Annotated in this window: 19 protein-coding genes; 6 read left to right on the forward strand and 13 right to left on the reverse strand. The window is 68.8% G+C overall.

Features of this window, described 5'->3' with window-relative positions:
• Positions 1-3 precede the first annotated feature (3 nt).
• From MKK65_RS02385 to MKK65_RS02405, 5 genes are all read right to left on the reverse strand, one after another.
• Positions 4-591 carry a lactate utilization protein C gene (locus tag MKK65_RS02385; protein WP_243954996.1) on the reverse strand — a complete coding sequence of 196 codons (588 nt, stop codon included), beginning with the start codon at positions 589-591 and terminating at the stop codon, positions 4-6.
• Positions 588-2,186 carry a lactate utilization protein B gene (locus tag MKK65_RS02390; protein WP_243954998.1) on the reverse strand — a complete coding sequence of 533 codons (1,599 nt, stop codon included), beginning with the start codon at positions 2,184-2,186 and terminating at the stop codon, positions 588-590. Before MKK65_RS02390 ends, MKK65_RS02385 begins: the two co-directional genes overlap by 4 nt.
• Positions 2,183-2,926 (reverse strand): (Fe-S)-binding protein, encoded by a 744-nt coding sequence (locus MKK65_RS02395; RefSeq protein WP_243955000.1) that lies wholly within the window; start codon positions 2,924-2,926, stop codon positions 2,183-2,185. Before MKK65_RS02395 ends, MKK65_RS02390 begins: the two co-directional genes overlap by 4 nt.
• Before the next feature lie 66 nt (positions 2,927-2,992).
• Positions 2,993-4,723, reverse strand: a complete 1,731-nt coding sequence (gene poxB / locus MKK65_RS02400) for a ubiquinone-dependent pyruvate dehydrogenase (protein WP_243955002.1) — start codon at positions 4,721-4,723, stop codon at positions 2,993-2,995.
• 124 nt (positions 4,724-4,847) lie between these two features.
• Positions 4,848-5,447, reverse strand: coding sequence for a cysteine hydrolase family protein (locus MKK65_RS02405; RefSeq protein WP_058193786.1), 600 nt, complete (start codon positions 5,445-5,447; stop codon positions 4,848-4,850).
• A gap of 284 nt (positions 5,448-5,731) precedes the next feature.
• Between MKK65_RS02405 and MKK65_RS02410 the strand changes: the two genes are divergently transcribed.
• Positions 5,732-6,124 carry a DUF2267 domain-containing protein gene (locus tag MKK65_RS02410; protein WP_243955004.1) on the forward strand — a complete coding sequence of 131 codons (393 nt, stop codon included), beginning with the start codon at positions 5,732-5,734 and terminating at the stop codon, positions 6,122-6,124.
• Positions 6,125-6,572: 448 nt separating this feature from the next.
• Here MKK65_RS02410 and MKK65_RS02415 read toward each other — a convergent pair whose 3' ends face one another.
• Both MKK65_RS02415 and MKK65_RS02420 read right to left on the reverse strand, forming a co-directional pair.
• Positions 6,573-7,448: a hypothetical protein gene (locus MKK65_RS02415; protein ID WP_243955006.1), complete on the reverse strand. Its 876-nt coding sequence runs from the start codon at positions 7,446-7,448 to the stop codon at positions 6,573-6,575.
• A gap of 84 nt (positions 7,449-7,532) precedes the next feature.
• The gene (locus MKK65_RS02420) at positions 7,533-9,608 is read right to left on the reverse strand and encodes a M3 family metallopeptidase (protein WP_243955008.1); all 2,076 of its coding nucleotides are present in this window, start codon (positions 9,606-9,608) and stop codon (positions 7,533-7,535) included.
• Positions 9,609-9,790: 182 nt separating this feature from the next.
• Between MKK65_RS02420 and MKK65_RS02425 the strand changes: the two genes are divergently transcribed.
• The 3 genes from MKK65_RS02425 (at position 9,791) to MKK65_RS02435 (ending at position 12,531) form a co-directional block, all read left to right on the forward strand.
• The gene (locus tag MKK65_RS02425; protein ID WP_243955010.1) at positions 9,791-10,687 is read left to right on the forward strand and encodes an extensin family protein; all 897 of its coding nucleotides are present in this window, start codon (positions 9,791-9,793) and stop codon (positions 10,685-10,687) included.
• 82 nt (positions 10,688-10,769) lie between these two features.
• Positions 10,770-11,873 (forward strand): L,D-transpeptidase family protein, encoded by a 1,104-nt coding sequence (locus MKK65_RS02430; RefSeq protein ID WP_409565350.1) that lies wholly within the window; start codon positions 10,770-10,772, stop codon positions 11,871-11,873.
• 268 nt (positions 11,874-12,141) lie between these two features.
• Positions 12,142-12,531, forward strand: a complete 390-nt coding sequence (locus MKK65_RS02435; protein ID WP_243955012.1) for a response regulator — start codon at positions 12,142-12,144, stop codon at positions 12,529-12,531.
• Between the two features lie 9 nt (positions 12,532-12,540).
• Here the strand turns inward: MKK65_RS02435 and MKK65_RS02440 are convergent, their stop codons facing one another.
• The gene (locus tag MKK65_RS02440; RefSeq protein ID WP_243955014.1) at positions 12,541-12,930 is read right to left on the reverse strand and encodes a YraN family protein; all 390 of its coding nucleotides are present in this window, start codon (positions 12,928-12,930) and stop codon (positions 12,541-12,543) included.
• Entirely contained in the window at positions 12,927-13,901 is a 975-nt protein-coding gene (rsmI, locus tag MKK65_RS02445; RefSeq protein ID WP_243955016.1) for a 16S rRNA (cytidine(1402)-2'-O)-methyltransferase, read from the reverse strand. The genes MKK65_RS02440 and rsmI overlap by 4 nt, the downstream gene beginning before the upstream one ends.
• A 136-nt stretch (positions 13,902-14,037) precedes the next feature.
• Between rsmI and MKK65_RS02450 the strand changes: the two genes are divergently transcribed.
• Positions 14,038-15,324 carry a penicillin-binding protein activator gene (locus MKK65_RS02450; RefSeq protein WP_243955018.1) on the forward strand — a complete coding sequence of 429 codons (1,287 nt, stop codon included), beginning with the start codon at positions 14,038-14,040 and terminating at the stop codon, positions 15,322-15,324.
• Here MKK65_RS02450 and hemW read toward each other — a convergent pair whose 3' ends face one another.
• The 3 genes from hemW to rph are packed head-to-tail and all read right to left on the reverse strand — an operon-like array spanning position 15,325 to position 17,878.
• Complete coding sequence (gene hemW / locus MKK65_RS02455) at positions 15,325-16,500, reverse strand: radical SAM family heme chaperone HemW (protein WP_243955020.1); 1,176 nt, start codon at positions 16,498-16,500, stop codon at positions 15,325-15,327.
• 38 nt (positions 16,501-16,538) lie between these two features.
• Positions 16,539-17,168, reverse strand: coding sequence for an RdgB/HAM1 family non-canonical purine NTP pyrophosphatase (gene rdgB / locus MKK65_RS02460; RefSeq protein ID WP_243955022.1), 630 nt, complete (start codon positions 17,166-17,168; stop codon positions 16,539-16,541).
• Positions 17,165-17,878 (reverse strand): ribonuclease PH, encoded by a 714-nt coding sequence (rph, locus tag MKK65_RS02465; RefSeq protein WP_058193764.1) that lies wholly within the window; start codon positions 17,876-17,878, stop codon positions 17,165-17,167. The genes rdgB and rph overlap by 4 nt, the downstream gene beginning before the upstream one ends.
• 166 nt (positions 17,879-18,044) lie before the next feature.
• Between rph and hrcA the strand changes: the two genes are divergently transcribed.
• Positions 18,045-19,100: a heat-inducible transcriptional repressor HrcA gene (gene hrcA / locus MKK65_RS02470; protein ID WP_243955037.1), complete on the forward strand. Its 1,056-nt coding sequence runs from the start codon at positions 18,045-18,047 to the stop codon at positions 19,098-19,100.
• Positions 19,101-19,110: 10 nt separating this feature from the next.
• On the opposite strand, the gene MKK65_RS02475 is transcribed toward hrcA, so the two are convergent.
• On the reverse strand, positions 19,111-19,872 hold a 762-nt coding region (locus MKK65_RS02475; RefSeq protein ID WP_243955024.1), incomplete at its 5' end, for a methyl-accepting chemotaxis protein.

The following is a 19,872-nucleotide window of genomic DNA, read 5'->3' on the forward strand; positions in this document are numbered from 1 at the left end:
CGATCAGCGCGGCAGAAGCAGAACCGTCAGCGAGCGCACGCCCTGCGCCCCGTGGATCAGCACGCCCTCGATATCGGCGGTGGCCGACGGCCCCGTATGCAGCACCGCGTAGGCGGAGCGGCCGAATTCCGGGCGCTTATAGGCGGCCTGCACGTTGGGCAGGATGTCGGCGGGATCGAGCAGCACGATCAGGTGCTGGGCGAGATAGGCCACCGCGTTCACGATCAGCTCGCCTTCTGTGAACAGCACCGAGCCGGTCTCGGCGATACCGAACACGGCGCGAACCACCGCCACGTCGACATCCTCGACCTCCTGCGGATAGCGCACCGCGCGCAGGTCGCGGTTGCCCGCGATCTCGGGGACTGCGGAGGCGATCACCTTGGCCTCGGCCAGACGCTCGCGCACGCCCGCCAGCGGTTCGCCGCTGCGCCCGTCCGCGATCCGGCCGCCCATGCGCTTCAGCCGCTCGCCGAATTCCTCGACCAGATCGTCGCCGACCAACGGCGCAAAGTCCGGAACGCTCGGCAGCGGATAATCGCCCGCCGGGCGGTTGGACTTGAGCGCGGCCAGGATATCCGCGCGCGCGCTCATCGGGCCGCGTCCTTCGGGGCCGCGTCCTTTGCCGGCTTCTGCATCCGGTTCTGCTTGTACCAGGCGTGGAAGGTCTGGCGCGGCGCGTCGGGCATCTCGCGCTTCTTCCCCCAGGTGTTGAGCGGGTTGTAGACGGCGAAACGCGGAAGCACCTTCAGCGCCGAATCCGCGGCGCCGATCGCCGCTCGATAGGCAGCGGGCCGGGACAGGACCGCGCCCGCGGCCTTCATCATCCCCTGCTTGAGCGCCGGGATGTGGTGCTCCTCGACCAGGACCCTGCGCCAGGCAAAGATCTGCTCGTGGATGTTGATCTTCACCGGGCAGACGTTGGTGCACGAGCCGTTCATCGTCGAGGAGAACGGGAGGGTCGAGTATTTCCGCTTGTTGAAGGTCGGGTCGATGATCAGGCCGATCGGCCCGGAATAGGTCGCCCCGTAGGAGAGCCCGCCCGAGCGCCGGTAGACCGGGCAGGTGTTCATGCAGGCGCCGCAGCGGATGCATTTGAGCGAGGTCCAGAATTCCTCCAGGCCGAGCCGGGCGGAACGGCCGTTATCGACCAGCACCATGTGCATCTCGGTGCCCGTCCGGGGCCCGCGGAAATGAGAGGTGTACTGGGTGATCGGTGAGCCCAAAGCCGAGCGCGACAGCAGCCGGATGAACACCCCGAGATGCTCGACCTTGGGGATGATCTTCTCGATGCCGATCGAGTGGATCTGCAACGGCGGGACGTTGCCGGACAGGTCGGCATTGCCCTCGTTGGTGCAGGTGACGACCGTGCCGGTCTCCGCGATGGCGAAGTTGCAGCCGGTCATGCCGGCATCGGCCTTCAGGATGTAGGGCCGGGTGGTCTCGCGCTGGCTCTCGGCAAGGTAATGGGCGTCGTCGTTGTCCGGGTCGGTGCCGAGCGTCTTGGCGAAGACCTCGGCCACGTCCATGCGGGTCTTGTGGACTGCCGGCGCCACGATGTGGCTCGGTTCCTCGTTGTCGAGCTGCTGGATGCGCTCGCCGAGATCGGTCTCGATGATCTCGATGCCGTTGGCCGCCATGTGGTGGCGGAAGCCGCATTCCTCGGTGAGCATCGACTTCGACTTCACCAGGGTCTTGGCACCGCGGCTGCGCAGGATCTCCAGGACGATGCGGTTGTGGTCGGCGCCGTCCGCGGCCCAGTGGACTTGGACGCCGTTGGCCTTCGCGGCCGCCTCGAACTGCTCGAGATACTGGTCCAGATGGGTGAGCGTGTGCGCCTTGATGGCGGAGGCCAGCTCGCGCAGCTCCTCCCATTCCGGGATGCCGTGGGCCGAGGTGTCGCGCTTCTTGCGCAGGTCCCACAGGCGCTCGTCATGGGCGGCTTGGTGCAGCGGCGCGGCCAGGAAACGCTCGGCGGCCTCGGCCTGATCGATCGGCCGGTCGCCGCGGATCTTCGCGCCCCGGGGCTGCTTCTCCCGGGTCTGCGGCGCGCGGATCGGCTTGGTCGCAGCCTCGGCGTGCTGGAGGCGGCCACCATCCTGGCCTCGCTCGCTCTCGTCGTCGGCGGCGCGGACCTCGGGGTGGATGACGCCTTCGCGGGCGCGCGGGTTCAGATCCTCGACGCTCATGCGGCAGCTCCGTTCAGCACTTGCGCGATGTGAATGTACCGGAGCGGCAGACCAAGGCGCTCGGCGCAGCCCTTCTGGTGCATCAGGCAGGAGGAATCCGCCGAGACCACGTATTGCGCACCGGCCCGGTTCTGATCGGCGACCTTGTCGTAGCCCATCTTGGCCGAGACCGCGGGCTCGAAGACCGAGAAGGTGCCGCCGAAGCCGCAGCACTCGTCGGGCCGGGCGAGATCCACAAGCTCGACGCCCTTCACCATGCGGAGCAGGTCGAGCGGCTTCGAGAAGTACGGCTTCACGATCTCGGAGGGGCGGGCGTGGTGGATGCCGCGCAGCGCGTTGCAATTGCCGTGATAGGCCACCTTGTGCGGGAATTCGGCCCAGGGCAGCGCGTCGATCTTGAGCACGTCGTGCAGGAACTCGACCAGCTCGTAGGTGCTGGCCCGGACCTTCTTAACCTCGTCCGTCTGCGGGATGGCGGTCAGGTGCTCACGGACCTGATGGACGCAGGAGCCGGACGGCGCGACCACGTAGTCGAAATCCGAGAAGTTCTTGACGAACAGGGCCTCGGTGGCGGCGGCCTCCGCATGGCAGCCGGTATTCGCCATGGGCTGCCCGCAACAGGTCTGGTTGAACGGATATTCCACCTTGCAACCGACCCGCTCCAGCAATTCGAGCGTGGCGATCCCGACTTCCGGCTCGAAGGCGTCGACGTAGCACGGCACGAACAGGCCGACCCGCATGGTCCGGACACTCCCTGGATCGCCCGCCCCAGCGGTCTGGAACGGGTCTAGATTATCCAAAGTGGTCTAACGGATGAGGTTGGTTTTGGCGAGGTCGAGAACTGCGTCACCACGCCCGTCCATCACGGCCCGCAGCACGTAGAGGCTGAAACCCTTCACCTGCTGCCCGTCGATCTTGGGCGGCATCGACAGCTCGTTGCGGGCGGTTCGGACATCGAGCAGCGAGGGGCCGTCGAAGGCTAGGAACTCGCGCATGGCGCCGGGCAAGTCGGCCGGGTCCTCGACCCGCAGGGCGAAGATGCCGGCCGCCCGGGACATCGCGGCGAAGTCCGGATTGTCGAGCGCGACGCCGGTCTCGAGATAGCCCGCCGCCTTCATCTCCAGCTCGACGAAGCCGAGGGTGCCGTTGTTGAACACCACCACCTTCAGCGGCAGGCGGTGCTGGCGGAGCGTCAGGAAGTCGCCCATCAGCATGGCGAAGCCCCCGTCGCCACAGAGCGCGATGACCTGACGGTTCGGCTCCGCCGCCTGCGCGCCGATGCCCTGCGACAGGGCGTTGGCCATCGAGCCGTGGACCCAGGAGCCGAGCAGACGCCGCTTGCCGTTCATCGCCAGGTAACGCGCAGCCCAGATGGTCGGCGTGCCGACATCGGCGGTGAAGATGGCGTCGTCCGCGGCCGCCTCGCTGATCATCTTCGCGAGATATTGCGGATGGAGCGGCCCGCCGGCCTTCCCGGTGGCGAGCTCGTCGAGGCCGGTGCGGGCCTTGGCGTAGTGCTTCAGGCTGGCATCCAGGAAGGACTGGTCGGCCTTGGGCTTGAGCCGGGGCAGCAGCGCCCGGATCGTCGCCCCGACATCACCGACGAGCCCGTGCTCGATCCGGCAGCGGCGGCCAAGCTCTGAGGGGCGCAGGTCGACCTGGGCGATCTTGGCGTCCTGCGGATAGAACTGCTTGTAGGGAAAGCCCGTCCCCAGCATCAGCAGGGTGTCGCAGGCCATCATGGCGGCGTAGCCGGACGCGTAGCCGATCAGCCCGGTCATGCCGACATCGTAGGGATTGTCGAACTCGACATATTCCTTGCCGCCGAGCGCATGGACGATCGGGCTCTTGAGCGCCTCGGCGAGCTGCAGCAGTTCGGGATGGGCGCCGGCGCAGCCGCGCCCGCAGAGCAGCGTCACGCGCTTGCCGGCATTGAGCAGGGCCGCCAGAGCGTCGAGCTCGGAATCGGCCGGCCGCACCACGGGCTTGGCCGGGATCAGGCCGGCATGGGGGGCGAGCGCCCGCTTTGGGGCATCGCGCAGGGCGACATCGCCCGGGATGACGATGACGGCGACGCCCCCCTCCCCCACGGCGGCGCGGATCGCGTTCTCCAGCACGAACGGCATCTGCGACGGGTCGGAGACCAGCTCGCAGTAATGGCTGCATTCGCGGAACAGCTCGGTCGGCCGCGTTTCCTGAAAATAGCCCGAGCCGATCTCGGCCGAGGGGATCTGGGCGGCGATGGCCAGAACCGGGGTCCGGCTGCGATGCGCGTCGTAGAGGCCGTTGATCAGGTGCAGGTTGCCGGGGCCGCAGGAGCCGGCACAGACCGCGAGCTTGCCGGTGACCTGCGCCTCGGCGCTCGCCGCGAACGCCGCCGCCTCCTCGTGGCGGGTGTGGATCCAATCGATCTGCCCCCGGGCGCGCAGGGCCTCGGTGATCCCGTTCAGGCTGTCGCCGACCACCCCGTAGATGCGTGCGACGCCTGCAACGTGGAGGGTCTCGGCGATGAGATCAGCAACGTTCTCGATGCGCATGGTCCGGCACTCCGCATTTTCGGATCCGAACCGCATGGCCGCCGGTGATGTTCCGCCTTCCGCCGCCGCATGGTGCAATGCACACATGTCCGCGGCGGCGGTGTCCCAGCCGGCGGCTCAGGCCTCAATGGCGAACGGCATCGACATCCTGCGCGACCACGGCGAACAGGTCGCCCAGCGCCGCGAGGCTAGCTGCCTGGAGCTGGGCCGCCGGCACCACCGAGCCGTCAGGCGCCGGGAGATCCCGCGTCGCGGTGGCGGAAGCGATCACGGTGGGCTGGAAGCCGAGGTTGAAGGCCGAGCGGGCCGTCGAGTTGACGCACATATGGGTCATGAAGCCGGCCAGGATCAGGTCGGTGACGCCGGCCCGCTTCAGCCGATCCTCCAGGTCCGTGCCCACGAAGGCGCTGGGGAAGGCCTTGGTGATCACTGCCTCGCCGTCCAGCGGCGCCACCTCCTCGGAGATCTGTCCGCTGGCGGCCGTGAGGTCGTAGGGCGAGCCCGGCCCGGCATTGTGCCGGATGTGGAACACCGGTGTCTCGGCCTCGCGCGCCCGCCGCAGCAGGATCTTGGCCTGCACGATGGCCGGCTCGACCCCGGTCAGTCGGAGCACCCCGTCGCGATAAGTGTTCTGGATATCGATGAGGATGAGCGCGGCTTTCTTCAGGCTCGCGGGCTCCGGGCTCAGGCCGGAGAGGCCGCGCAGGGTCTTGAGATCGCTCACCCGTGTCTCCTCATGCGTGTCCGGTCGATCCACCGGCGGGGCCCCGGGCTGACGGCGAGAATCGCCGCATCGGCGCGTCCGAGGCCCTGACCATAAACTCGTCCCGCTTCATCGCCTACGAGGCCACGGCGCGCCGCCGGACGCAAGGTCGGACCGGGGCGCGCGCGGGCCGGCATCGTGTGAAGAATGGGCTGATACGTTCCCAGCAGAGTCGGTGCTCGCGCTTGATTTCCGGCGCTTCAACGTCGAAGGACCTCTGGAAACGTTCCGAAGAGATCAGCGCCATGGAAGAACTGCTCGCCCGCGTCACCACCCGCACCGGGCTCGACGCCGCGACGGCACAGACGGCCATCGGGCACATCCTGGCTTTCCTTCAGAAGGAGGGTCCGGAGACGGAGGTCAACCAGCTGCTGGCCGCACTGCCAGGCTCGGAATCGCTGGTGGCCGAGTCGAATGCCGGCGAGAGCAGCGGCGGCGGACTGATGGGCATGCTCGGTGGGATGATGGGCGGCGGCGGCGTCATGGCGCTGGGCCAGAAGCTGATGGCGGCCGGCGTGCCCATGGGCCAGATGCAGCCCCTCGGCCAGGAGCTGTTCGCCTTCGGCCGGGAAAAGGTCGGCGAGGATGCGATGGGCCCGATCATCGGCTCGATCCCGGGTCTCAACCAGTTCGTCTGATAGACCGTGCGTGCCGCAAGCCGCCATCGGGCTTTCGGCACGTGCTTCCAACTGGGGCTATGTGTGCCGCCGCACTGTTTTCGGGCCGCGCCTGGACAATCGTAAAAAAATGGTTTCGCCGCGAAAGCTTAGCGGAACCCGTCCACGCGATCCCCGTTATTCGGGATGCGATTCGGGCCACCGCCATCGGCGGATGACCGGCTCGCACTCATGCAGGCCGGCCATGCCCGTCTTCGAAGCCAAAAATCTGGACCGTTCGTTCGAGGGCCAAGCGCTCCTCGCCGCAATCCTGCACCCGACGCGGGCCGATCAGTCCCGCGCCCTGCGCCATGGGCGCCACCGGGCCGAGCGTGCCGCCGCAATGGCCGATCCGTTGACGCTCGAGCCGCGTTTCCCGGCCCCCAACGACGAACTGGCCTCTGCCACGTTCCAGGGGCGCCGAGCGCGCTTACCAGGGCTGCGGCGTGACGAGGCCCTGACGCGTGACGACCACCCATTCCCGGCCGCGCCGCTCGACGCCTTCGACGCGGCCGACGCCTGGCAGCACGTCGCCCGGTCCGACCTCAACGATACGGCGGCGGCGGTTCTCAAGGATCGCAGCACCGTCATAGACGTCGCGGACGGCCCAGCCCTCGATGACCGTCGGCTTGTCCGCCGCGATAGGCTTCGGCTTGGTGTCCGTCGGTTTCGCCTCGGTGCTCTTGGTATCGGCAGTCTTCGCTTCGGTCATCTTTGCGTCGACGCTGCGCGTCTCGGCGAGGCTCCCGGTCTGGGTCGGCTCGGCCTTCACAGCCGCGACGGCGGTGGTGCGGCGCTCAAGCTGAGCGGCGAGGTTGGCGATCCGGCCGCTCTGCTCACGCTCAACCTGTTCGAGACGCTCGCCCAGGGCGGCGGTCTTGGCATTCAGATTCTTGTCGAGCTGCGCCAAGCGTTCGCCGAGCGCGTTGCTGCGGGTGCCGGCCTCCTTGCGGGCGGTGTCGGTGGCAGCACGCAGATCGGCGAGCACTTGATGGAGCTGAGCGATGTCGGCGCCGAGCCGCGCGGTCTCGGTCCTTCCGGCATCGACGGTGGCGCTCAGCGCGACGACAGCATCGCTCGGCACGCCACCGGACCCGGGGTGCGCGGCGAAGCCGAGCAGCAAGCCCAGCGCCAAGGCGGTGCCCGCGATGGCGTAGCGCCGGACTTCGCCATCCGACAAAGACGGCAGTGCGAATCGAGCCGCAGGTTTGGCAGCAGGCTCGGGCTTCGGTTCGACTTTCCCCGCCACCACGGCCTTCAGCAGCTCGTCGGGCGAGAGGGCCGACTCGGCTTCACGTTTCGTCATCGCCCCCAACTCCGCTTGCAGGGAATCCCCGCAAGCGTTCGTTAAGGACGTTTCTTTACGAAACCCTTACCGGCCATTGCCGGGTCAGGCTGCCAGCCCACGCTTCTTGAGAAGCGGCGCGATGCTCGGCATGCGACCCCGGAAGGCCGTGTAGGCATCGCGCGGGTCGCGCAGGTTGCCGGCACCGTACACGAAGGTGCGCAGGCGCTTCGCCGTTTCCGGATCGAAGATGTCGCCTGCCTCCCGGAAGGCGTCGAAGGCGTCGGCGTCGAGCACCTCGGACCAGAGGTAGCTATAATAGCCGGCGGCGTAGCCGTCGCCCGAGAAGATGTGGGCGAAGTGCGGCGAGCGATGCCGCATGCTGATCTCGGCCGGCATGCCGATCCGCTGGAGGGCGTCGGCCTCGAAGGCTGGCACGTCGAGGCCGGATTCACCGCCCGACGAGAGGTGCAGGGTCATGTCGACGATCGCCGAAGCCGTGTATTCCACCGTGGCGAAACCCTGGTTGAAGGTGCGGGCCGCGAGCAGCTTGCGAAGCAGCGTGTCGGGCATCGGCTCGCCGGTCAGGTGGTGGCGGGCATGGGCCTGTAATACCTCCGGCTGCTCAAGCCAGTGCTCGTAGAGCTGCGACGGCAACTCGACGAAGTCCCGCGACACGGATGTGCCGGAGAGCAGCGGGTAGGTCACGTCCGACAGAAGCCCGTGCAGGGCGTGGCCGAATTCGTGGAACAGGGTGCGGGCGTCGTCGAAGGACAGGAGCGCGCTCTCGCCGGCGGGGGCCTTGGCGAAATTCATCACGTTGACGATGACCGGCGTGACCGTGCCGTTCAAGCGCTCCTGGGAGCGGAACGCGCTCATCCAGGCGCCAGAGCGCTTGGACGACCGCGCGAAATAATCGCCCAGGAACAGGCCGACCTCGGACCCGTCCGGATTGCCGACCCGCCAGACGCGCACGTCCGGGTGGTAGCGCGGCACGTCGGACAGCTCTTCGAAGGTCAAGCCGAACAGGCGCGACGCCGTATCGAAGGCCGCCTGGATCATCCGGTCGAGAGGCAGATACGCTTTGACCTCGCTCTCGTCGAGGTCGTGCTCGGCCCGCCGCAGCTTCTCGGTGTAGTGGCGCCAATCATGCGCCTGGAGCGCGAAGTTGTGGCCCTCCTGCTGGACCAGCGCCTGGAGCCTTTCGCGCTCCTCACCCGCCCGCGCCCGGGCCGGCGTCCAGACGTCGCGCAGCAGCGCCATGGCGGCGTCGGGGCTCGCGGCCATCGTGTCATCGAGCTTGAAATGCGCGAAGCTGTCGAAGCCCAGCAGCCGCGCGTGCTCGGCGCGCAGCCCGACCATCTCGACGATGATCGCCCGGTTGTCGGTGGTGCCGCCATTCTCGCCGCGCTTCGTCCAGGCCGCGTAGGCCTTCTCGCGCAGGTCGCGCCGGGTCGAGAACACCAGGAACGGCTCGATCAGAGAGCGCGACAGGGTGATGACGTGGCCTTCCAGCCGGCGCTCCCGGGCCGCGCTCGCGGCGGCGGCGCGCAGGAACGGTGGCAGGCCGGCGAGATCGTCCTCGCTGGTCAGCGGCAGGGTGAAGCTGCTCTCGTCGGCGAGCAGGTTCTGGCTGAATTGCGTGCCGAGCTCTGACATCCGGGCGGCGATCTCGGCGATGCGCGCCTTGTCGTCCGGGGCGAGATCCGCGCCCGCGCGGCGGAAGCGGATGCGGTAGCGGTCGAGGACCCGGCGTTCCTCCGGCCCGAGACCCTCCGCCTCGGCCTCGACTGCCGAGATCCGCGCCCAGAGCTGCGGATTTAAGTAGATGGCGCTGCCGTGCCGGGAGAGTTTCGGGCCGATCGTCCGCTCGATCGCCTGCAGCTCCGGGTTCGTGTGGCTGCCGGTCAGGTTGTAGAAGACTCCGGCCACCCGTTCGAGGGCTTGGCCCGCCCGCTCCATCGCGGCGACGGTGTTGGCGAAGGTCGCGGGCGCCGTCTCGGACGCGATACCCCTGATTTCGGCATCGTGGGCCGCGAGCGCCGCTTCGAAGGCGGGCATGTAATGCTCGGGCTGGATGCGCTCGAACGGCGGCAGGCCGAAGGGCGTGCTCCACTGCGCGTCGCGGAAAGGGTTGTCCTGCGGCAGGCTCGGGAGCCCGGCATCGGCGACATCCGGCATTCGGTCCTCGGTGGTGCGTCAGTCCGACGGGTGGTTCGGCCCGTCATCCGGACCGGGAGATGGTATCCGCGGCCGCTCGACGGAAGACAGAAGCTCGATCGTAGACTTCGTCAACTGGGCGGATGCGATCCGAATGCGCTTCCGTTCGTTTCCCCCGGCCCGCGCCCGCCCTTCGAGGTTCCATGCCGCTCCGCCGACCGACGCTTTTCTTGGCACCCCGCGCCCTCGCGCTCGGTCTCTGGGCGGCAGTTCCAGCGCCTGGGTTCGCCGTCGAGGCTCCGGCTGTCCCGGTGCCGCCGCCCCTTCCGCCGGAACGTCCGAACGAACTGAAGCCCCCGCAATCACCGGAACAGAAGCCGACGCCCCTCTCCGAAGCTGTGAAGCCGACCCCACCCGTTCGGCCCGCGGAGCTGACGCCGCCGGCGAAAGAGGCGGCACCGGAAACGCCAAAACCCGAGATCCCGACGCCTCCTCCGACCCCGCCGGACCGGCCGCCGGAACTCTCGGGCGAAGCGGCCCTGGCCCTCAAGGTCGCGCCGCCGGACGACACCGCCTGCCGGACGCGCCTCAAGCGCCTCGGCGTCGCATTCGAGCCGCTGCCGCCCATCGCCGAGGGCCAGTGCACGGCACCGCTGCCGCTGAAGGTGACCAAGCTTGCCGACGACATCACGCTGCCAGGGGGCGCGACCCTCACATGCCAGGTCGCGGAATCGTTCGCCCGCTGGGCCACCGAGGTACAGGTCGTGGCTGACCGGACCCTCAAGCATCCGCTCACCGGGCTCGAACTTGGCGGCACCTATGTCTGCCGGGGGCAGAACCACGATGTCGACGCCAAGCTGAGCGACCACGCCTTCGCGGCGGCCGTCGACGTGATGGGCTTCGCGTTCGCGGGGCGTGCCAGCATTCCGGTCAAGGCGATGCCAGCGGGATCCGAGGAGGCCGATTTCCTCGCCAGCGTCCGCAGCAAGGCCTGCGGCTTCTTCCGGACAGTGCTGGGTCCGGGAACCAATGCGGCCCACGCCAACCACTTTCACTTCGATGACCGCGAGCGCAACGCCGGCCATCGCCTGTGCGAATAGCCTGAGCCGGGCGGCGGAACGTTCAAGCACGCTCGCTACTTGTGCGACCGGAGCGCGTCCGCTCCAGGAGAATTGGACGTCCATGATGCAGAGATCCACGCGGCCGGTTTGCGCGGCTCTGCTGGCGTTAGGCCTCACGGCATCGGGTGCGTCGGCGCAGCCCGATAAGGGGCCGACCCTAACCGCCGATGCGATCAATACGGCGACCTTCAAGCCACCGGAGTCCGACAAGCCGGACCAGAAGACGGCGAAGGGCAAAAAGTCCGCCGCGAAGTCTGGCGCCAACAAGGACGCCGACGCCAAGCCGGATCCGCTCATCGTGAAGGCGCAGGTTCTTCTCGATCGGGCGCGGTTCTTTCCGGGCGCTATCGATGGACTGAAGGGCGAGAACTATCAGCGCGCGCTCTCGGCGTTCGCGGTGGCCCAGGGCCTGCCGGCCACCCAGGATCTGACCCCCGAGCTCTGGGACAAGCTTCAGGCCACGAGCGACAAGCCGGCCGTATCCGACTACGCGATCACCGACGCCGACGCGTCCGGCCCCTACGTGGACAAGATCCCGCCCAAGATGGAGGCGCAGGCCGATCTCAAGGAACTCGGCTACACCAACCCGCGGGAGATGCTGGCGGAGCGCTTCCACATGAGCCGCGACCTCGTCAGCGCGCTCAACCCCGACAAGCCCCTCGACAAGGCCGGTACGTCGATCACGGTGGCAGCGGTGGATCCGATGGGCACGGACAAGCCGAAGAGCAAAGACCTGCCGCAGGAGCCTAAGGTCGAGCGGATCGAGGTCGACAAGACCAGCCGCGACGTGCGCGCCTTCGGAGCCGACGGCAAGCTGCTCGGCTATTATCCGGCCTCGATCGGCAGCACCGAGAAGCCGGCGCCGAGCGGCGAGACCAAGGTCAAGGGCGTCGCCTTCGACCCCGACTACACCTACAATCCGAAATATGCCTTCAAGGGCGTGAAGACCAAGCAAAAATTCTCGATCAAGCCCGGGCCGAACAACCCGGTCGGCCTGGTCTGGATCGATCTTGCGATCCCCAGCTACGGCATCCACGGGACCCCTGAACCCGAGAAGGTCGGCAAGACCGAGTCCCACGGCTGCATCCGGCTGACCAACTGGAACGCGCGCGATTTGGCAGCGCACGTGACCCGGGGTGCAAAGGTCTCGTTCAAGGACGATTGAGCCGGCGCCGCCAATCGTTCTAGCCCGGGAAGACCCCGAAAACCGGCAAAAATGTATCGCCGGTTAACATCAAGCCGGTCATTCGCCCGGGAACGGCAGGCGAACGCTTGACACGTCCGGTATTCCGGGCGACGCCACGGGTGGTCTCGCGGACCGCCTGGCGATGCCGCCTCGGCGCCTCCAAGCGCTGCTCTCTCGGCTCGCGAGGCGAACCAATTGCACGGCAAGATCCCCGGTACGGGGGCGATCGAAGGGAAGACGGCCCGGCGTGACTGCTGACCCCAACGATGACATCCTGACCGGCGTCCGCGTGCTCGTCGTCGAAGACGAAGCCGCGATCTCGATGCTGCTCGAGGACATGCTGCTCGACTTCGGCTGCGCCGTGGTCGGCCCGGCGGCGCGCCTGTCGACCGCCCTCGAAATGGCGTCGCAGGAGACGTTCGAGATCGCGATCCTCGACGTGAACGTCGCGGGCGAACCGATCTATCCGGTCGCCGAGGCGATCGTGCAGCGCGACCTGCCGCTCGTGTTCTCCACGGGGTACGGCGGCGCCGGCATCCGTGAGCCGTTCCGCGACCGGCCCGTGGTGCAGAAGCCGTTCAGCCAGGCCGATCTCAAGCGCACGCTGATCGGCGCGATCCGCGCCGCGCGGGCCTGAACGAGCGGTCTACAAACCCTCGATGGTGAAGACGCCGGGCAGATGCACCGGCCATTCGCCCGAGCCGACGAAGACCGCGTCGGCGCGCAGGGTCATCCCCGCGCACCAGGGATTGCGCCCGACCCAGGCCCGCACTGCGCGGGAGAAGCGCCGTCTCTTGGCCGCATCGATCGCCATGCGGGCATCATCCAGGCTGGACCGGGCCTTCACCTCGACGAACACGATGGTGCGCGGGCGGCGGACGATCAGGTCGATCTCTCCCCCGGCGAAGCTCACCCGGCGCCCGATCGGCCAGTAGCCCTTCAGCGACAGGGCCGCCATCGCCAGCCACTCGGCGTGGTGTCCGCGCAGATAGGCGGCGCGGCGCCGCAAGGCTTGGTCCGGCACGGTTCCGTTCAATCCTGGCTTTCCCGGGCCAGCACCAGCGCCCGGGCGTAGATGGCGCGACGCGGCTGCCCCGTCTCATCCGCGACGAGGCTCGCCGCATCCTTGATCGAGTGCCGCCCCAGGGCGTTGCGGATCAACCCGTCGAGGGCGGCATCCCCTTCGGCCGGGCGATCCGGCGTCGTCGCGGCGCCGATGATGACGACGATCTCGCCCTTCGGCGCACCCTCCTGGCCGAAGCGTTCGCTCAGGGAGCCCAGCGTATCCCGGCGGATCGTCTCGTAGAATTTGGTCAGCTCCCGGGTCACCGCAGCCGGACGGTCCGCCCCGAGCACGGCGGCGGCATCGGCCAGCATCTCCGGCAGACGGTGGGGTGACTCGAAGAGCACCAGCGTTCCCGGAACCTGGATGAGGGCTTCGAGCCTGTTGCGCCGTGCCCCGGCCTTCTGGGGGAGAAACCCCTCGAAGAAGAACCGGTCGGTCGGCAGGCCCGCCGCCACGAGCGCTGTCATGACCGCGGACGGCCCGGGCACGGGCGTGATCGCGATCCCCGCCTCGATCGCCGCCTGGACGAGCTTGTAGCCGGGATCCGACACGAGCGGCGTACCGGCATCCGAGACCAGGGCCAGGGCCTCGCCGGCCTGGAGCCGCGCCACCATCCGGTCGCGCACGGTCTCGTTCGAATGTTCGTGATAGGCGAGCAGCGGCGTCGTGATCCCGTAATGCGCCAGCAGCGTCCGGGTCACGCGCGTGTCCTCGGCCAACACGGCATCGGCCGCCGCCAGGGTCGCGAGCGCGCGGATGGTGATGTCGCGCAGGTTGCCGATCGGCGTCGCCACGATGTGCAGCCCCGGCGGCAACGGCTCGGTCTCGCTGGCCAGGCCGAAAGCCGTGAAGGTCGTGTTCCGCGGGCGGTCCGCTCCCGACTTGTGAGACGTGGGCTTGGTTGAGATCGGAGACCCCGGGTCATCGAATCGACGTGTCATCGCGGGCGATCTTGCCACACTACGCGCCTCGCGTCGCGGCTGTGCGGCGAGACCGGGGGGCAACTCGGCCTCGGTGCGTTTACATTTGAAAACCGCCCGGTCAGGTTGACCATGCCTGCCCGAAGGAGATCGCGCCATGGCGCGTCCGAAGTGTCGGCGGGACCGTTTCATGCGCGTCGCCGCCCTGACCGCCGCCCTCAGCGCAGTGGCGCTGGGCGGCTGCGTCGGCGGTTTCGGGGACGGGCGCGCGGCGCGGCGCGGTTCCCCGCCCCGGGCCGAGTTGTCGCCACCGGCGGACGTGCCGCTGGCCGTCGACCCGGCGCCTGCGGCGGGCGCTCCGACCGCTTCCCCGACCCCGGCCGCATCGGCCGGCAACCGCATCGGCTCCGGCGCCGTGAAGGTGGCGCTAATTCTGCCGCTGAGCGGCACGGGGGTCGCGGTCGGCAACGCCATGCGCAACGCTGCGCAACTTGCCTACGACGAGGCGCAGCAGCCGGACCTGACCATCCTGGTCGAGGACGATCGCGGCAGCCCCGACGGTGCTCGGGACGCAACCCAGGACGCTTTGAAGCAGGGAGCCGACATCGTGCTCGGCCCGGTCTTCGCCGCCAATGTCCAGGCCGCCGCCGTGCCGGCCAGGGCCGCCGGCAAGCCGGTCATCGGATTCTCGACGGACGCCTCCGTGGCGGCGCGGGGCGTCTATCTCCTCAGCTTCCTGCCGCAGCCCGAGGTCGACCGGATCATCGACGAATCCGTGGCCGACGGCCGTCGATCGTTCGCGGCGCTGATTCCTGAGACCGCCTACGGCAATGCCGTCGAAGCGGAGTTTCGCGAGGCTGTCGCGCGCAAGGGTGCCCGGGTCGCGGCAGTCGAGCGCTATCCGTCCGGTGCGCCGGCGCCGGCGGTGGAGCGGCTGGCTCGGGTGATCACCGGGTCCGGCGCCACGGCCGACGCATTGTTCATTCCGGAAACAGCCGATGCCATGCCGGCGGTCGCGGCAGCGCTGATCACGGCCCGCTACAACCCGGCCCGGGTCCGGCCGATCGGTACGGCCCTGTGGAACGAGCCGGCCCTGTTCGCACTGCCGGCGCTCCAGGGCGGACGGTTCGCCTCGCCGGACAGGAACGGCTTTTCCAATTTCAGTGGCCGCTATCAGGCCCGGTTCGGCGCGGTGCCGCCGCGTGTCGCCTCGCTCGCGTACGACGGGGTGATGCTTTCGGCGGCACTGACCCGGCAATACGGCTCACAGCGCTTCGCGGAGACGACGCTCACCAATCCATCGGGCTTCGCCGGAACGGACGGCACGTTCCGCTTTCGGCCGGAGGGTCTGAGCGACCGATCCCTGGCGGTCTACGAGATCCGCAACAACGCCGCGACCGTGGTTAGCCCGGCGCCGCGCGTCCTGGCCAAGCCCGGTACCTAGTCAAGCCGCCAGCTCGGCCACTACGGCGTTGAGCACCGGTGCCCCGCGGGGCGTGGCGGCGATCCGGCCGCCGGGCAGGCGATGCAGCAAACCGTCGCCCACCAGCATGCCGATGCGATTGCCGTTCAGCGCCCGGCCCTTCAGGGCGGCGTAGCGCTCGGGATCGATCCCCTCGGCGAGCCGCAGCCCCATCACCAGGAACTCGTCGGCCTGGTCGGCGGCCGAGAGCGTCTCGGTCTCGACGATGCCGTGGCCGTCGCGCTCGACCTGCTCCAGCCAGGCCTCCGGGCCCCGTTCGGTGATGGTGCCGATCCGTCCCTCCGGCGTCACCAGCCGGCCATGCGCGCCGGGACCGATCCCGGCATATTCGCCGTAGCGCCAGTAGAGCAGGTTGTGCCGGGATTCGGCGCCGGGCCGGGCGTGGTTGGAAATTTCGTAGGCCGGCAGGCCGGCCTGGCCGCAGACGTCCTGGGTCACGTCGTAGAGGATTCGACCGGCCTCGTCGTCCGGTGTGATGAGCTTGCCGGCGGCAGCAAGACCGTGGAACGGCGTGCCAGGCTCGATGGTGAGCTGATAAAGCGACAGGTGTTCGGCGGCGCGCGCCAGCGCCGCGGTCAGTTCGGCCCGCCATTGGGCGGGAGTCTGGTCGGGCCGGGCATAGATCAGATCGAAGGAGGTCCGCTCGAACACGGCCTGCGCGATCCCGATCGCCGCGAACGCCTCCGCGGCATTGTGCAGGCGGCCGAGCTTCTTCAGGGAAGCGTCGTCGAACGCCTGCACCCCGAGGGAGACTCGGTTGACCCCGGCGGCACGGTAGCCGCGGAAGCGGCCGGCCTCGACGCTCGACGGGTTGGCCTCCAGGGTGATCTCGGCATCGGGCGCCATCGCCCAGTGCCCCGCCACCGCGTCGAGGAGACCCGCCACCGTCGCGGGCTCCATCAGCGAAGGCGTGCCGCCGCCGAGAAAGATGCTGGTGACGGTCCGGCCCGGGGTGCGGGCGGCGCTGTGGGCGATCTCGGCCCGGAAGGCGTCGAGGAAGCGCGGCTGGTCCACGCCGGCGTGCCGGACATGGCTGTTGAAGTCGCAATACGGGCACTTCGCGGCGCAGAAGGGCCAGTGCAGGTAGATCCCGAAGCCCGCGTCGCGGGTCGGATGGTCCGAGCCGGTCGAAGTCATGATCGACGGGATGTGCGCATGCCGGCCCGGTTTGGCAATCAGGAGCCTGGCGCCAGGCAGGCGCGGCTCAGCAGCACGAAGGCCCGGGCGCGGTGCGACAACCCCTCCCCCTTCTGCCAATCGACCCCGTGCTTCTCCTCGGCGCTCATCTCGCCGAAGGTCCGGGCATGGCCCTCCGGCTGAAAGATCGGATCGTAGCCGAATCCGGCCTCGCCGCGCGGCGGCACCAGCGTGCCGAACACGCGTCCCTCGAACAGCTCGGTGTGGCCGTCCGGCCAGGCGAGCACCAGCGCCGACACGAAATGCGCCGTCCGGTTGGTCGCAGCGCGCTGCTCCAGCTCCGAGAAGATCCGGGCCATGGCGCCGGAAAAGTCCTTGGTCGGGCCGGCCCAGCGAGCGGAGAAGATGCCGGGCGCGCCGTCCAGCGCATCGACGCAGAGGCCGGAATCGTCCGCGAAGGCCGGCAGCCCGGTCGCCTTCGCAGCGGCATGGGCCTTGATGGCGGCGTTCTCGGAGAACATCGTGCCGGTCTCGTCGGGCTCGGGCAGCCCGAGCTCGCCGGCCGAGACGGCCTCGATCCCGAACGGCGCCAAAAGCTCGCGCATCTCGGTGAGCTTGCCCGCGTTGTGGGTGGCGATGACCACCTTCCCGGTCAGACGACGGCTCACGCAATGGCCTCCTTCTGAAGCGCCACCAGCCGGTCGGTGCCGGCGCGGGCGAGACGCAGCAATTCGAGGAGCTGCTCTTCGGAGAACGGTTCCATCTCAGCAGTACCCTGCACCTCGACGATGCCGCCCTTCCCGGTCAGCACGAAGTTGGCGTCGGTCTCGGCCGCCGAATCCTCGGCGTAGTCCAGATCAAGCACGGGCGTGTTCTTGTACAGGCCGCAGGACACGGCGGCGACGTGGTCGCGCAGCGGGTCGACCGAAATGATCGAGCGAGTGCGCATCCAGGCGAAGCAATCATAGAGCGCCACCCAGGCCCCGGTTATCGCCGCGGTGCGGGTGCCGCCATCGGCCTGGATCACGTCGCAATCGACGGTGACCTGGCGCTCACCCATCGCAGGCAGGTTCGTCACCGCCCGCAGGGACCGGCCGATCAGGCGCTGGATCTCCTGGGTGCGACCAGAAGGCTTGCCCGAGTTGATCTCGCGCCGGGTCCGGTCGTGCGTCGCGCGCGGCAGCATGGCATACTCGGCCGTGACCCAGCCCTTGCCGGAGCCGCGCAGCCAAGGCGGTCCGCGCTCTTCGAGAGACGCGGTGCAGAGCACCCGGGTGTTGCCGAAGCTGACCAGGCACGAGCCCTCGGCATAGCGCGACACAGCGCGCTCGAGGGTGACGGGCCGCAGCTCGTCGGCGGCGCGCTTCGAAGGCCTCATGGCGGGCCCTTTCTGGTGAGAGAGTGAGGGCCGGGCTCTTAGGCCGCCGCGACAGCGCGGGCAAGCATCGCCGTATGGATTGATCCCCGGACACCGGGCGGACATGATCGGACGACAGGATGACCGCGTGACCGACCTGAACCTCAACTTTCAACAAGGCCCATCGATGCAGGCGCTCGACGCCCTCAACGAGCGCGCTCGCGAGATCTTCCGGCAGATCGTCGAGAGCTATCTCACGACCGGCGAGCCGGTGGGCTCACGCAACCTGGCGCGCATCCTCCCGATGGCGCTGTCACCGGCCTCGATCCGCAACGTCATGGCGGATCTTGAGCATTCCGGCCTGATTTTCGCGCCCCACACCTCGGCGGGCCGCCTGCCGACCGAGCTCGGCCTGCGCTTCTTCGTCGATGCCATGCTCGAACTCGGCGATGTCGGCCAGGAGGAACAGGCCCGGATCGAGGCGGAGATGCGCGCCGCCGCCTCCGGGCACACCTTCGACTCGGCGTTGGCCGCGGCCTCGACCATGCTGTCGGGCATCTCGCGCGGGGCCGGCGTGGTGCTGACCACGAAGGCGAACGTGCATCTCAAGCATATCGAGTTCGTCCGCCTGGATCCGGCCCGGGCCCTGGTCGTGCTGGTCTCGAATGACGGCTCGGTGGAGAATCGCCTGGTCGACCTCCCCCCGGGACTGCCCGCCGGCGCGCTCCAGGAGGCCACGAACTTCCTCAACGCCCGGCTCCAGGGCCGCACCCTCGGGACCCTCCGGGCCGAGATCGAAGCTGGCCGCACGGCGATGAAGCGGGAGCTCGACGCGCTGACCGAACGCTTGGTCGATGCGGGCCTGGCAACTCCGGTCGGCCCGAGCGAGGCCCGGCAGCTGATCGTGCGCGGTCAGGCGAACCTGCTCGACGACCTGCGTGCGGTCGAGGATCTCGAGCGCATCCGCCTCCTATTCAACGATCTGGAGACCCAGAAGGACGTCATCGACCTCCTGGCCCGGGCCGAGGGCGGCGACGGCGTGCGGATCTTCATTGGCTCGGAGAACAAGCTGTTCTCGCTGTCCGGCTCGTCGCTGATCGCGGCGCCGTTCCGGGACGGGTCCCAAAAAATCGTCGGCGTCGTCGGTGTCATCGGCCCGACGCGGCTGAACTACGCCCGCATCGTGCCGATGGTCGACTACACCGCCCGCGTGGTCTCGAAGCTGCTCGACGGCGGGCGGTGACGATCCTGACTTAGGCGGCGCGGACCGTATCCAGGAAGCGTGTGACCTCCGCGTTGAGCTGCGCCGACTGACGCGACAGCGCGGACGCCGCATCCAAGACCTGATGGGCCGCCGTGCCGGTCTGGTCTGCCGCCTCGGCAACGCCGGAGATATTGTTCGTCACCTCGTCCGTGCCGGCAGCCGCCTGCGTGACGTTGCGCACGATTTCCTGGGTGGCCGCGCCCTGCTCCTCGACCGCTGCCGCAACGGCGCCGGTTACGTCGTTGATGTCGCGGATGCGGGTCACGATCCCGCCGATCGCCTGCGCGGCTTGATCGGTCGAGCCCTGGATCCGATTGATCAGCCCGGTGATCTCCTCGGTCGCGTCGGCAGTCTGGGCTGCGAGTTCCTTCACCTCGGATGCGACCACGGCAAAGCCCCGGCCCGCATCACCCGCCCGTGCCGCCTCGATCGTTGCGTTCAGGGCCAGCAGGTTGGTCTGCGCGGCGATGTTGGAGATCAGCCCGACGGCATCGCCGATCTTCGATACCGCCTGGGCCAATACCTGCACGAGGTGGCCGGTCTGGTCGGCCTCGCCGACCGCAGCCTGGGCCAGATTGGCCGAACCTCCGACCTGGCTGGCGATCTCCTGCACGCTGGAGCCGAGCTGTTCCGCGGCGGCTGCGACGGTGCGGACGTTGGTGGCGGCCTCCTCGGCGGCCGCCGCGACGCTGGTGGATTGCGCCGCCGCCTGGGTCGCGGTTGCGGTCAGCGCCTGGGCGGTGCCCTGGAG

The sequence above is a fragment of the Methylobacterium sp. J-001 genome (assembly GCF_022829565.1).
In the GTDB taxonomy this organism is placed as follows: Bacteria; Pseudomonadota; Alphaproteobacteria; order Rhizobiales; family Beijerinckiaceae; genus Methylobacterium.

Excerpts from the sequence above, each read along its gene's own strand:
- rph (WP_058193764.1), bottom strand. The coding sequence starts at position 17,878 with ATGAGGCCTTCGAAGCGCGCCGCCGACGAGCTGCGGCCCGTCACCCTC.
- poxB (WP_243955002.1), bottom strand. The coding sequence starts at position 4,723 with ATGCGCATCGAGAACGTTGCTGATCTCATCGCCGAGACCCTCCACGTT.
- rsmI (WP_243955016.1), bottom strand. The coding sequence starts at position 13,901 with ATGACACGTCGATTCGATGACCCGGGGTCTCCGATCTCAACCAAGCCC.
- MKK65_RS02420 (WP_243955008.1), bottom strand. The coding sequence starts at position 9,608 with ATGCCGGATGTCGCCGATGCCGGGCTCCCGAGCCTGCCGCAGGACAAC.
- MKK65_RS02410 (WP_243955004.1), top strand. The coding sequence starts at position 5,732 with ATGGAAGAACTGCTCGCCCGCGTCACCACCCGCACCGGGCTCGACGCC.
- MKK65_RS02390 (WP_243954998.1), bottom strand. The coding sequence starts at position 2,186 with ATGAGCGTCGAGGATCTGAACCCGCGCGCCCGCGAAGGCGTCATCCAC.
- MKK65_RS02425 (WP_243955010.1), top strand. The coding sequence starts at position 9,791 with ATGCCGCTCCGCCGACCGACGCTTTTCTTGGCACCCCGCGCCCTCGCG.
- MKK65_RS02395 (WP_243955000.1), bottom strand. The coding sequence starts at position 2,926 with ATGCGGGTCGGCCTGTTCGTGCCGTGCTACGTCGACGCCTTCGAGCCG.
- MKK65_RS02385 (WP_243954996.1), bottom strand. The coding sequence starts at position 591 with ATGAGCGCGCGCGCGGATATCCTGGCCGCGCTCAAGTCCAACCGCCCG.
- MKK65_RS02415 (WP_243955006.1), bottom strand. The coding sequence starts at position 7,448 with ATGACGAAACGTGAAGCCGAGTCGGCCCTCTCGCCCGACGAGCTGCTG.
- hemW (WP_243955020.1), bottom strand. The coding sequence starts at position 16,500 with ATGACTTCGACCGGCTCGGACCATCCGACCCGCGACGCGGGCTTCGGG.
- hrcA (WP_243955037.1), top strand. The coding sequence starts at position 18,045 with ATGCAGGCGCTCGACGCCCTCAACGAGCGCGCTCGCGAGATCTTCCGG.
- MKK65_RS02430 (WP_409565350.1), top strand. The coding sequence starts at position 10,770 with ATGATGCAGAGATCCACGCGGCCGGTTTGCGCGGCTCTGCTGGCGTTA.
- MKK65_RS02450 (WP_243955018.1), top strand. The coding sequence starts at position 14,038 with ATGGCGCGTCCGAAGTGTCGGCGGGACCGTTTCATGCGCGTCGCCGCC.